This is a genomic window from Psychromonas marina, from assembly GCF_030161115.1.
GTDB classification, from domain to species: Bacteria; Pseudomonadota; Gammaproteobacteria; order Enterobacterales; family Psychromonadaceae; genus Psychromonas; species Psychromonas marina.
In genome coordinates, this window is record NZ_BSPQ01000004.1 from 24,994 (window position 1) to 37,291 (window position 12,298).

Annotated in this window: 11 protein-coding genes; 6 read left to right on the forward strand and 5 right to left on the reverse strand. The window is 38.9% G+C overall.

Features of this window, described 5'->3' with window-relative positions; genetic code table 11:
- Positions 1-66 precede the first annotated feature (66 nt).
- Positions 67-975 carry a siderophore ABC transporter substrate-binding protein gene (locus QQK09_RS07580; RefSeq protein ID WP_284203526.1) on the reverse strand — a complete coding sequence of 303 codons (909 nt, stop codon included), beginning with the start codon at positions 973-975 and terminating at the stop codon, positions 67-69.
- Positions 976-1,286: 311 nt separating this feature from the next.
- On the opposite strand from QQK09_RS07580, the gene QQK09_RS07585 reads away from it, so the two are divergent.
- Entirely contained in the window at positions 1,287-1,724 is a 438-nt protein-coding gene (locus tag QQK09_RS07585; protein ID WP_284203527.1) for a PACE efflux transporter, read from the forward strand.
- A gap of 83 nt (positions 1,725-1,807) precedes the next feature.
- Here the strand turns inward: QQK09_RS07585 and gyrB are convergent, their stop codons facing one another.
- From gyrB to dnaA, 4 genes are read right to left on the reverse strand one after another with little or no spacing between them, the layout of a single operon-like run.
- Complete coding sequence (gene gyrB, locus QQK09_RS07590) at positions 1,808-4,237, reverse strand: DNA topoisomerase (ATP-hydrolyzing) subunit B (RefSeq protein WP_284203528.1); 2,430 nt, start codon at positions 4,235-4,237, stop codon at positions 1,808-1,810.
- A gap of 15 nt (positions 4,238-4,252) precedes the next feature.
- On the reverse strand, positions 4,253-5,341 hold the full coding sequence (recF, locus tag QQK09_RS07595; RefSeq protein WP_284203529.1) for a DNA replication/repair protein RecF: 1,089 nt from the start codon (positions 5,339-5,341) through the stop codon (positions 4,253-4,255).
- A 58-nt stretch (positions 5,342-5,399) separates the two neighbouring features.
- On the reverse strand, positions 5,400-6,503 hold the full coding sequence (gene dnaN / locus QQK09_RS07600; RefSeq protein ID WP_284203530.1) for a DNA polymerase III subunit beta: 1,104 nt from the start codon (positions 6,501-6,503) through the stop codon (positions 5,400-5,402).
- Positions 6,504-6,514: 11 nt separating this feature from the next.
- Positions 6,515-7,891, reverse strand: coding sequence for a chromosomal replication initiator protein DnaA (dnaA, locus tag QQK09_RS07605; protein WP_284203531.1), 1,377 nt, complete (start codon positions 7,889-7,891; stop codon positions 6,515-6,517).
- Positions 7,892-8,374: 483 nt separating this feature from the next.
- Between dnaA and rpmH the strand changes: the two genes are divergently transcribed.
- The 5 genes from rpmH (at position 8,375) to mnmE (ending at position 12,252) form a co-directional block, all read left to right on the forward strand.
- On the forward strand, positions 8,375-8,509 hold the full coding sequence (gene rpmH, locus QQK09_RS07610) for a 50S ribosomal protein L34 (RefSeq protein WP_015466401.1): 135 nt from the start codon (positions 8,375-8,377) through the stop codon (positions 8,507-8,509).
- Positions 8,510-8,519: 10 nt separating this feature from the next.
- Positions 8,520-8,876 carry a ribonuclease P protein component gene (gene rnpA / locus QQK09_RS07615; RefSeq protein ID WP_284203532.1) on the forward strand — a complete coding sequence of 119 codons (357 nt, stop codon included), beginning with the start codon at positions 8,520-8,522 and terminating at the stop codon, positions 8,874-8,876.
- Positions 8,843-9,112: a membrane protein insertion efficiency factor YidD gene (gene yidD, locus QQK09_RS07620; RefSeq protein ID WP_284203533.1), complete on the forward strand. Its 270-nt coding sequence runs from the start codon at positions 8,843-8,845 to the stop codon at positions 9,110-9,112. Before rnpA ends, yidD begins: the two co-directional genes overlap by 34 nt.
- 8 nt (positions 9,113-9,120) lie before the next feature.
- Positions 9,121-10,791, forward strand: a complete 1,671-nt coding sequence (gene yidC, locus QQK09_RS07625) for a membrane protein insertase YidC (RefSeq protein WP_284203534.1) — start codon at positions 9,121-9,123, stop codon at positions 10,789-10,791.
- 93 nt (positions 10,792-10,884) lie between these two features.
- Positions 10,885-12,252 carry a tRNA uridine-5-carboxymethylaminomethyl(34) synthesis GTPase MnmE gene (gene mnmE / locus QQK09_RS07630; protein WP_284203535.1) on the forward strand — a complete coding sequence of 456 codons (1,368 nt, stop codon included), beginning with the start codon at positions 10,885-10,887 and terminating at the stop codon, positions 12,250-12,252.
- Positions 12,253-12,298 lie beyond the last annotated feature (46 nt).

The following is a 12,298-nucleotide window of genomic DNA, read 5'->3' on the forward strand; positions in this document are numbered from 1 at the left end:
TAAGGTTCATTATTGCTAGGATTAAAACTAAGGCTTCAAATTGCTTGAAGCCTTAACTGTTTTTAGTTAAATGGCTGAAGCCATATCGTTAATCATCGTTTGTGTTGCATCTATACCTGCAATTGTTAAATACCAAGCGTTTGAATCTAAGTAAATAATACGATTGTGTTGATAAGCGGGTGTCGATTTGATTAATACATTATCGAATAAAGATTGTGCTTTACCGCTGCTCATACCAATTGCTGCTTCTCTGTCTAGTACAAAAATTACATCTGGTTTTGCATCGGCAATAAATTCGAATGAGATCAGATTACCGTGTGGGTTTTGAGTATCGCTGGTACGTGCTTCTTTAAAACCGAACTCATCAAAAATGACTGCAAAGCGGCTTTTATTACCAAACATCGACACATTATTACCATTATTCATCAGTGCTAATGTTCTTAAATTCTTATCACTTACCTGTGCTTTAATGTGATCAAGTTGAACCTGCGTCTGCGCAATAATCGTTTCTACTTCATTTTTTTTATCAAATATTTTACCGAGCATGCGCCAGTTTTTTTGTGTATCACCCCAATAATTCGTATTATCAACCATGTACATTACCGTTGGTGCTATCTTCGATAACATTGGGTAGGATTCTATAATGCGACTTTCTGCGATAATAAGGTCTGGTTTTAAGGTAAATATTTTTTCAAAATCGACCTCTTTCATACTACCGACAGGTGCTGTTGTAGAATATTTTTTAAGGTATTCAGGTAACATCTGCGTTACCACACCAACAGGTTTGATACCTAAACGGTTCAATACATCTAAACTACCATGACCACCCACTACAACAACACGCTGAGGGTTCTCTTTAACCTCTGTTGTACCGAGTATATGTTTGACAGTAATACTGCTTGCCGATGCTGAAAAACTTAGACCGATTAAAACAACTACAAATACAGTCTTGAATAGAGATAATAAAGAGCTCATTAGATACCTTAATAAGAATTAACTTTGATTAATATAATACAGCGTAATATAACCCTAAACGATAATAGTTTCCATTTCTATTTAGTATTGTCATGATCTAAATTAGTGCACCTAAATTAAGAAAATAGACTGCCTATTTCTACTTTTCCTATTGTTATTATCTAATGCGATTACCCCATGAAAATAGATAGCCATGTGTGAATGGACATCAAAGCTATCACTTAATGTGATGGTTTCTAACTTTTATTGTCAAAATCATTAGGCATAATTAGCGCATGTTTTATATTAATTATTATTTTTAAGGGCAAGATATGGGTACGTTAGAAAGAGTATTGCAATCAATATTATTTGAATTGTTGGCTGTTAGTTTATCTGTTGCGGGACTCGCGATATTTACTAATCATGATCTTAGTTCGCTATCAGGTACGATGATAGTTATTGCGAGTATTGCGATGGTTTGGAACTATTTTTTCAATTACTTTTTCGACAAAGTTGTCACTGGCGATAAAGATAAGCGTTCATTTTCATTACGTATTGTTCACGTTCTTTTGTTTGAGGCGGGTCTATTGATCGTTACTATTCCGGTAATGGCTTACATTTTAAATGTTAGTTTATGGGATGCATTCATAATGGATCTTGGTGTGACTATTTTCATTACTATCTACGCGTTCGTGTTTAACTTTAGCTACGATAAACTAAGAGTGATTGTTGTAAAAAATAATGCGCTTAAGCTGAGTAATGCGCAGTAGCCTTTTTTAAATGCATTACATATAGCAGATACAAAAAAACCAGCTAAATAGCTGGTTTTTTTAGTTTTATCGTTTAGTAAAACTTAGATATCTAGGTTTTCTACACGAAGTGCATTTTCTTCGATAAAGTGTCGGCGTGGTTCAACGTGATCACCCATCAACGTACTAAATAGTTGGTCTGCACCAACAGCATCTTCAATACGCACTTGTAGCATGTGGCGTGTATTTGGATCCATCGTAGTATCACAAAGCTGATCAGGGTTCATCTCACCTAGACCTTTGTAGCGTTGAATGTAAAGACCACGTTTAGATTCGCTCATCAACCAGTTAACTGCATCGATAAAGTGTCCTACTTCGCGCTTACGCTCGCCACGTTGGATATAAGCACCCTCTTCAAGTAGCCCTGAAATTTCAGCACCAACAGAAGCAACGGCTTTATAACCATCAGATCCAAAGTATTCTTCATCAAATGTGTAATGCGTTTCAACACCATGCTTACGAATAGTAAAGATAATGTTGTTACTTAACTCATCTTCCGATTGAACAATTTCAGCACTGTAAATAGTACCTTCAAAATCTTCAGCATTCAGCGTATCAACAATATCAGTAGTCCACAGTTGTGCTTGTGCTTTATCTGCTAGTTGTTCAGTCGTTAGTGCTGGTTTGTAGATCAATTTATCTAAAATAACCGCTGGGTAACGACGTTTTAAACGCTCAATCGTATCTTGAACACTACGGTAACGCTGAATTAGACCTTCTAATGCAAGACCAGAAATTCCTGGTGCATCAACATTAACGTGTAGAGAAGAATTTTCCATCGCTAACGTAGTGAGGTAGGTTTGTAGTTCTAATTCATCTTTAACGTAAGTCTCTTGCTTGCCTTTTTTCACTTTATATAGTGGTGGCTGTGCAATATAGATATAACCATTTTCGATCAGCTCTGGCATTTGACGGTAGAAGAAGGTCAATAGCAGTGTACGGATGTGAGAACCATCGACATCGGCATCGGTCATGATAATGATGCGGTGATAACGGGTTTTCTCTGGGTTATATTCGTCACGACCGATACCACAGCCTAATGCAGTGATCAGTGTTGCTACCTCTTGTGAAGATAACATTTTGTCGAAACGTGCTTTTTCTACGTTAAGAATTTTACCTTTAAGCGGTAAAATTGCTTGGTTTTTACGGTTACGACCCTGCTTAGCACTACCGCCAGCAGAGTCCCCTTCCACAATATATAGTTCAGAAAGAGCTGGATCTTTTTCTTGGCAATCTGCCAATTTACCCGGTAAACCCGCTAAATCTAATGCGCCTTTACGACGTGTCATATCACGCGCTTTACGCGCAGCTTCACGTGCACGTGCCGCATCAATGATTTTAGAGGTAATGATTTTAGCTTCTTGAGGATTTTCAAGTAAGAAGTCTTGTAGGTTTTCACCCATTGCACTTTCAACAATTGGACGTACTTCAGACGACACTAAACGATCTTTAGTCTGCGATGAGAACTTAGGATCAGGTACTTTAACAGAGATAACCGCTGTTAAACCTTCACGTGAATCTCCGCCTTCAGTCGCTGCTTTGTTTTTATTATTTTTAACTTTCGCTAACTCTTTTTCCATGTAGGCATTTAACGTACGTGTTAAACCACCACGGAAACCTGTTAAATGCGAACCACCATCACGTTGAGGAATGTTGTTAGTGAAACAGTAGATATTTTCTTGGAAACCATCATTCCATTGCATCGCAACTTCAACACTGATGTCATCTTCGCCTTCAACGGTGAAGTGGAAGATTTTTTGGTGAACAGGTGTTTTGTTTTTATTTAAATATTCGATGAAAGACTTAATACCACCTTCGTAACAGAAGTGGTCTGCTTTATCTTCTTCACGCTTATCAATTAATTTAATTGATACACCAGAGTTTAAGAACGATAGTTCGCGTAATTTTTTAGCAAGAATATCGTAGTGGAAAAGAACATCAGAGAAGGTCTCCTCACTTGGCCAAAAACGGATTTCAGTACCGGTATTCTCAGAGTCACCAATGACTGCAAGTGGCGCATCTGGTTCACCATGCGTGTAGGTCTGTTGATGAATTTTACCGTGACGTTTAACTGTTAGGCGTAATTTTTTAGACAGTGCATTTACTACAGAAACACCAACACCGTGCAAACCACCAGATACTTTATAAGAGTTATCATCGAATTTACCACCGGCGTGTAATACGGTCATGATTACTTCGGCTGCAGATACACCCTCACCTTCATGCATATCAACCGGGATACCACGGCCATCATCACGAACAGATACACTACCATCAGTATGAATTGTAGTAATAATGTCGCTACAGTGACCTGCTAATGCTTCATCAATTGAGTTATCAAGAATCTCAAACACCATGTGATGTAGACCAGTGCCATCATCGGTATCACCGATGTACATGCCTGGACGTTTACGTACAGCGTCTAATCCTTTTAGTACTTTAATACTTGACGAATCATAACTATTTTCAGTCATAAAGCTTTCACCTATTTAGTTTTCTAGTTGTTCTGTAATCTGACCATGTTCCATGTGAAACACGCTATTTTTTTGCGTAAAAAGTCTATCAATATTATCAGGTTCGATAACAGTGATAAACAGTTGAGCGCCTGAGTCAGCAATATGTTTTGCTAATATCTGTTGTTTGTTCTGATCGAGTTCAGAACTAAAGTCATCTATTAGGAAAATACACTGTTTTTTGTCAATGCTGTTTAAAAACAGACCCTGTGCGAGCTGTAATGCATAAACAAAGAGTTTTAGTTGCCCGCGTGATAAAACATCAGCAACCGGGTAACCTGCAATTTTAAAGCGGATATCTGCTTTTTGCGGTCCTGCTGTTGTATAACCGAGTTGGCTATCGCGCAGAAAATTATCATGTAGATAATCAGCTAATGATTTATTATTTTTATCCCAACCACAGAAGAATTGGCAGCTGATATCAAAGTCAGGCAAAAAATCATTTAATGTGCTTTTTATGAGTACCAGTAATTGATCAAAATAAGCGCTTCGCTGTGTGCTTATTTTATTACTTAAAATACAAAGCTCATTATCCCACACTTGCAACTCATTGTACGTTTTACATTGCTTTAAAGCGGCATTCCTCTGCTTTAATAGCCGTTTTATTCGCGCCCAATTGTGATAAAAGAGAGGATCGTGATAAAAAACCCCCCAATCAAGGAAAGCACGTCGATTTTTAGGGCTTCCTGAGAGTAACGTGCTGCTTTCAGGGGTAATTAATTGTAATGGCAGGTATTGCGTTAAATTGGCTAGTTTTTTAGAAATCGCACCATTTATTTTTAATATGGTGTCGCCATTTTTAGATTTCTGTAGGCCAATTGGCGTGATGTAATCTTGTTGGGTGATCTCACTGAAGAGAGTGAACTCTTTATGTTCGTGCTGCACAATACGACTGGTTAAATGGCTACGAAAAGAGCGCCCTAACCCGAGGAAATAGATCGCCTCTAATAATGATGTTTTACCACTACCATTAGCGCCAACAATAATGTTTATATTGTTATTAAAGGTGATATTAGCACTGTTAATATTACGGAATTGATGGATGACTAATTTTGAAAGTGACATCAAGCAACTCCGTCTATGTTATGCAGTATTATGAGTAGAAATATGACGGGTTAAAACGTTACAAGCGCATCGGCATAAGAACGTATAGTGAGTCATCACTATCGGTTGACTCTATTAATGTACTGTGATCGGAGCTGCTAAGTGTAATTTTAACCTGTTCGCTCTTCAGTGTATTTAATACGTCTAGTACATAACTTACGTTAAAGCCTATTTCCAGTGCTTCAGACTGATAATCTACGTCAATGTACTCTTCCGCTTCTTCACGTTCAGGGTTGTTTGCAGTAATTTGCAACAGGTTCTCAGAGAGCGTTAAGCGCACACCACGGAATTTCTCGTTTGATAAAATAGCAGCACGAGTGAATGCTTGTTTTAGCGACTCTCGACTAGCTAATAGTTCTTTATCACCATTACGTGGGATAACACGACGGTAGTCAGGAAAACGACCATCAACTAGCTTAGTGGTAAAGATGAAACCACCAATAATTGCACGTAGATTATTTTTACCAATTTGTAGGGTTACATTTTCTTGTTCATTATCGAGTAGCTTAACCAGCTCTAATACACCTTTACGCGGTACGATAATCGACTGTGCTTCAATTGATTGAGGCAAAGTGATCGCTGAAGAAGCTAAGCGGTGACCATCTGTTGCAACACTACGTAGGCTATTTTCACTTGCTTCAAAATACATGCCATTGAGGTAATAACGCACATCTTGGCTTGCCATTGCGAATTGGGTAAATTCGATTAACTTTTTAAACTCACCTTGCATGACGGTCAGTTCAAGTAGGCTATTCCACGATTCAATATTAGGGAAGTCGATTGCAGGAAGCGAAGAAAGTAAGTAGCGACTACGCCCTGAGCGTATTGTTACCTTCTCATTTTTCACTTCAAAGGTAATTTCGCAAGGATCGGACAAACCGCGACAAATATCTAACAACTTACGTGCTGGTACGGTGATGACACCATCTTCCGCAGGCTGTTGTAGTGTAATTTGAGTAATTAATTCAACTTCTAAATCAGTACCCGTTAAGCTTAATAAGCCCTGTTTTACTTCAATGAGGATATTGCCCATGATTGGTAGCGCAGGACGCCCACCCGCTACTGAACCTACTACAAGTTGTAGTGGGCGTAGGAACGCTTCACGTGAGATTGAAAATTTCATGGTTATTAACCTTACATCGAAAGTGTGCGGATCAGGATTTTATAATCTTCTTGAATATCATTATTTTCATTACGTAATTCAGCGACTTTACGACATGCGTGTAAAACCGTCGTATGATCACGACCACCAAATGCTTCGCCAATTTCTGGCAAGCTATGCTGAGTTAGCTCTTTTGCTAATGCCATTGCGATTTGACGTGGTCGTGCAACAGTACGTGTACGGCGTTTTGATGCCATATCAGAAATCTTAATACGGTAATGTTCAGCAACCACTTTTTGAATGTTATCAATGGTAGTTTGCTTAGTATGTACAGCAAGCATATCACGCAGTGCATCTTGCACCAGTGAGATAGTAATATCTTGTCCTGTGAATTGTGCTTTAGCTGAAATATTTGCTATTGCACCTTCTAAAACACGAACGTCAGTAATGGTTAAACGTTTTGCGATAAAGAAAGCGACATCATCAGGCAGTGTTAAACCACGCTCTTCAGCTTTACTGATTAAGATGGCAACACGAGTTTCTAATTCTGGTGGGTCGATTGGAATTGATAGTCCCCAACCAAAACGCGTACGTAGGCGTTCATCAATCCCTTCAATCTCTTTTGGAAAGCGATCACTGGTTAAAATAACCTGTTGGTGACCATCTAACATTGAATTAAAGGTTTGGAAAAGTACTTCTTGTGAACGTTCTTTACCGGCAAAGAAATGAATATCATCAATTAACAGTGCATCAAGAGACGCGTAATAATCTTTAAACTGCTCAATGGTATTATTACGGATAGCGTTAATCATATCTTGCACGAAACGTTCAGAACGAATGTAGACCACTTTACTTTCTGGGTTTTCAGCAACAATCGCATTACCTACAGCATGTAATAGATGCGTTTTACCTAGGCCTGGGTGAGCATATAAAAATAGTGGGTTGTAAACACCACCTGGGTTTTCTGCAATTTGCTGAGTAGTCGCAATTGCAAAGTTATTTGATTTACCTTCTACAAAGTTGTCAAAAGTAAAACGTTTGATCAGGTTACTTTTATGCGCAACGGGATCTGCCTTGCTAACACCTTGCCAAGGATGGTTGGTATTTATTTTTGCAGCAATGGGGGCTGCTACCGGTTTTGTTTCCGAAGATTCAGGTTTACCAACTAATAATCGAATTTGGATCGTGTGGTTCGGATCTTCAAGTTGAGCAAGCAACTTAACTTTATTCTCAATAATTTCCATAAAATTATTGCGTACCCAATCACTGGTAAACTTGTTTGGAGAGTACAGCGAGAGTACGGAATTGCTGTATCCGGCCTGTAATGGACGCAACCATGTGCTGAAGTCACTTTTTGACAATTCATCTTTTAATTGTGCTAAGCACTCTTGCCAAATAGCGAGGGACATGACTAACTCCAGTTGTGAATTTCGGGGCGGATAATTCTACAGCGAAGATGGAGATCAATCCACAAGATCCTGCGATCTTTTTGTAAAAAAAGATCATTAAATAGATTGCAATCCTAATCCGTGCAGATAGTGCTTATATACTTACTTATTTATACGGTTTAATTTTAAACAAAAATGCAAAGATCACCGATCGATCCTTGCTTATTAATGATGCTTCTATATAATCCTCCCACCCAAACTTTCGAGTCTGGCAAGCAATTAATATATACCTTATCTAAGTGAATGCTTTTTAAGGTGATAATTTAATGTGCGTGAAAGAGGTATCTCTGATTGACTTTTAGTCGAACAATACATAGAATTTGCTCTCTTTTTAATCGGCTAACCTTTTTACTTTACTATTTAAGATAACTTTCTGAGTTATGTTAAAATTGTAAAATGAAAATATTAGCTACTGTACAGTACTTAACATAAGTGGAAAAGAGCATGAAACGTACTTTTCAACCAAGTAACATTAAGCGTAAGCGTTCACACGGTTTCAGAACTCGTATGGCGACTAAAAACGGTCGTAACGTACTAGCTCGTCGTCGTGCTAAAGGCCGCGCAAGCTTAAGCGCATAATTTCCCAGACGTGGAAAATTATTCGTATTCTCGGGAGTTACGTCTGTTAACTCCTGAAGATTTTCAACCCGTATTTAAGAATGCTGTTCCAGCAGTCTCACCGTACCTCACACTTCTTGCTCGAAAAAATACCTTAGATCATCCTCGTATTGGCATGGCTATACCTAAAAAGCATATTAAACTTGCTGTTGGGCGTAATCGTATCCGTCGCGTAGTAAGAGAACAATTCCGCCATCAACAACACAATCTGCCAGCAATTGATATCGTTGTTATTGCTAAAGCAGGTATTGCTGATTTATCAAACCAAGAGATTGATAAGATTTTGGATAAGTTATGGCGAAAATTAGTGCAGCGCTGCAGTGGATAGCAATTAAATTCATTCGTTTTTATCAGTTAATTATCAGCCCCATGATTGGGCCACGTTGCCGTTTTACGCCAAGTTGTTCTCATTATGCGATCGAAGCGATAAAATCACATGGAATTGTAAAAGGATGTTGGCTCGCAGCCAAACGTCTTATAAGATGCCAACCTCTAAGTGAAGGCGGGTACGATCCTGTACCTACTTGTTGTCATAAAACAGATTCAATTAATAAAAGAGATTAGTAAACGTTATGGAATCCCAACGCAATTTATTGTTACTTGCCCTACTGTTTGTAAGCTTTTTGCTTTATCAAGCATGGGTAACAGATCAAAATCCTCAGCCTGTTGCGACTGCGCAAACGACTGAGCAAAGCACTAATACAAGTGCCTCTGTTCCTTCAAGTTCAAATTTCAGTGCTGATGTCCCTGCATCATCTGGAGCAGCAGCTACGCCAACTCAGCTACCAACAGAAGCGCCGATAGGCAAATCTGTGACGTTAGAGAACGATACTTTGCGTCTTGCTATCTCATTAGTGGGTGGTGATGTTGTCTCAGCAGATCTACTTGAGCATGATACTGAGTTAGATTCTGGTAAACCTTTCCGTATTTTAGATAGCGGTAACGGTTTCACTTACATTGCACAAAGTGGTTTGATTGGACAGCAAGGTCCTGATGCTAACAAGAAAGGTCGCCCTTTCTATAGTGCAAACAGTGATCAAGCGGTTATCTCTGAAGGTCAAGACAGTGTTTCTACTTCATTACGTTTTGTTGATCAATCTGGCAATGTGTTCACTAAAACTTTTACACTTAAACGTGGCGAGTATGCGGTTAACGTAAGTTATAACATTGAAAATAACAGTGCTCGCGAATTAAACGTGCAGTTATATGGTCAATTAAAAGAGACAATCAAAGATACCGGCACGAATATGATGATGCCTGTATACCGTGGTGGTGCTTTCTCGACAAGTGACGTGCGTTACAAAAAATACAGTTTTGATGATATGCAAGATGGTTCTCTAAACAAGAATACTGAAGGTGGTTGGGTAGCGATGCTGCAACATTACTTCGTATCTGCTTGGATCCCTGCTCCTGATCAAAACAATGCTCTATATAGTAATATTATCCACAACCAAGATGCAGCGATCGGCTTTAAAGCTCCAATGCAAATTGTTCAACCAAACAGTTCAATGGATATTGAAGCTAATCTTTGGGTTGGTCCAAAATTACAAAAAGAGATGGCTGTTGTTGCTAATCACTTAGACTTAACGGTTGATTACGGTTGGTTATGGTTTATTGCACAACCATTATTCAAATTATTATTATTCTTCCAAAGTATTGTTGGTAACTGGGGTCTTGCGATCATCTTAATTACCTTTACGGTTAAAGGTGCTCTATACCCACTGACTAAAGCGCAATACACGTCGATGGCGAAGATGCGTTTATTACAGCCTAAGATTCAAGCATTACGTGATCGTTACGGTGAAGACCGTCAGAAAGTATCTAAAGCGATGATGGAACTGTACAAAGAAGAGAAAGTTAACCCACTTGGCGGTTGTTTCCCTATTCTTCTACAGATGCCTATTTTCATTGCCCTATACTGGTCATTAATGGAATCGGTTGAATTACGTCATGCGCCATTTATGTTATGGATTCAAGATCTGTCGGTACAAGACCCATACTACGTATTACCGTTATTAATGGGTGTGAGCATGTTCTTTATTCAGAAGATGTCTCCAACGACAGTACAAGACCCAATGCAGCAGAAAATCATGAAGTTTATGCCGGTAATATTTACCTTCTTCTTCCTATGGTTCCCTGCAGGTCTAGTACTTTACTGGCTAGTAAGTAACATTGTTACCCTGATTCAACAGACTATTATTTATAAGCAGTTTGAAAAAAAGGGATTGGGCAGTAAGAAGTAACTCTACTCCCCAATAATATTCAAAAGGCGACTTATTAGTCGCCTTTTTGCTTTTTATAATCGTTCAAATTATATCAACAGAGTGGTCATTATTATGATTGAAGTAACAGATACAATTGTTGCACAGGCAACAGCAACAGGTCGTGGTGGTGTAGGTATTATTCGTGTTTCTGGTCCTGATGTGGAGGCCGTTGCACAGATCATTTTAGGTAAAGTACCTAAAGTACGTTATGCCGAATATTTAGCCTTTAATGACCAACATGGTGATGTATTAGACCAAGGCATCGCGTTGTTATTTAAAGCACCGCATTCATTCACTGGTGAAGATGTATTAGAACTGCAAGGACATGGCGGCCCTGTTGTGATGGATATGCTGATCAAAGCAATACTTACAATTAAAAATATGCGTAGTGCTAATCCTGGTGAGTTCTCTGAGCGTGCATTTATGAACGATAAACTCGATTTAGCACAGGCTGAAGCGATTGCCGACTTAATCGAAGCCACATCAGAGCAAGCAGCTAAAAGTGCCCTGCACTCTTTACAAGGTGAGTTTTCAGAAAAAATTCATGACTTAGTTGAGAGCTTAATTCATTTACGTATTTATGTAGAAGCATCCATTGATTTTCCAGAAGAGGAAGTCGATTTCTTAAGTGATGGAAAAATCGCGACGGATCTTTACCAAATTATTGATAATTTAGATTCTGTTAAGTCACAGGCTAAACAAGGTGCGATTTTACGCGATGGTATGAAAGTGGTCATTGCTGGGCGTCCTAATGCCGGTAAATCAAGCCTATTGAACAGCCTTGTTGGTAAAGAAAGTGCGATTGTTACCGATATTGCAGGCACAACACGTGATGTCATGCGTGAGCATATCCATATCGATGGCATGCCGTTGCATATTATTGATACCGCAGGGTTACGTGAAGGCGCTGATGAGGTCGAAAGAATTGGTATTGAGCGTGCATGGGAAGAGATTAAAAGTGCGGACCGTGTATTGTTTATGCTCGATGCAACTACCACCGATTCATCTGACCCGCATCAAATTTGGCCAGACTTTATTGATAAATTGCCTGATTCTGTAGGTTTAACCGTAGTACGTAATAAAGCTGATTTGACGGGTGAAACACTCGAAGTAACCGAAGATCATCAACATCCAGTGTACCGAATTTCAGCTAAAACTGGTTTGGGTATGGATGGGTTAAAAGGTCATCTGAAAGAGATTATGGGTTATCAAGGCTCTACTGGTGGTGGTTTTATGGCACGTCGTCGTCATTTAGAAGCGATTGATAATGCAGGGCGCCATCTATTAGAGGGTAAGGTTCAGCTTGAAGAATATAAAGCGGGTGAATTGTTGGCTGAAGAGTTACGGTTAACACAGCAATATTTGAGTGAAATTACTGGTGAATTTAGCTCTGATGATCTATTAGGGCGTATTTTTTCTAGTTTTTGTATTGGTAAATAAAGAAATTTTTCTGTGTATTATTTTCATTTAGGGTATTGATTCTTAA

Coding starts and splice junctions, on each gene's coding strand:
- QQK09_RS07580 (WP_284203526.1), bottom strand. CDS start 975: ATGAGCTCTTTATTATCTCTATTCAAGACTGTATTTGTAGTTGTTTTA.
- QQK09_RS07585 (WP_284203527.1), top strand. CDS start 1,287: ATGGGTACGTTAGAAAGAGTATTGCAATCAATATTATTTGAATTGTTG.
- gyrB (WP_284203528.1), bottom strand. CDS start 4,237: ATGACTGAAAATAGTTATGATTCGTCAAGTATTAAAGTACTAAAAGGA.
- recF (WP_284203529.1), bottom strand. CDS start 5,341: ATGTCACTTTCAAAATTAGTCATCCATCAATTCCGTAATATTAACAGT.
- dnaN (WP_284203530.1), bottom strand. CDS start 6,503: ATGAAATTTTCAATCTCACGTGAAGCGTTCCTACGCCCACTACAACTT.
- dnaA (WP_284203531.1), bottom strand. CDS start 7,891: ATGTCCCTCGCTATTTGGCAAGAGTGCTTAGCACAATTAAAAGATGAA.
- rpmH (WP_015466401.1), top strand. CDS start 8,375: ATGAAACGTACTTTTCAACCAAGTAACATTAAGCGTAAGCGTTCACAC.
- yidD (WP_284203533.1), top strand. CDS start 8,843: ATGGCGAAAATTAGTGCAGCGCTGCAGTGGATAGCAATTAAATTCATT.
- yidC (WP_284203534.1), top strand. CDS start 9,121: ATGGAATCCCAACGCAATTTATTGTTACTTGCCCTACTGTTTGTAAGC.
- mnmE (WP_284203535.1), top strand. CDS start 10,885: ATGATTGAAGTAACAGATACAATTGTTGCACAGGCAACAGCAACAGGT.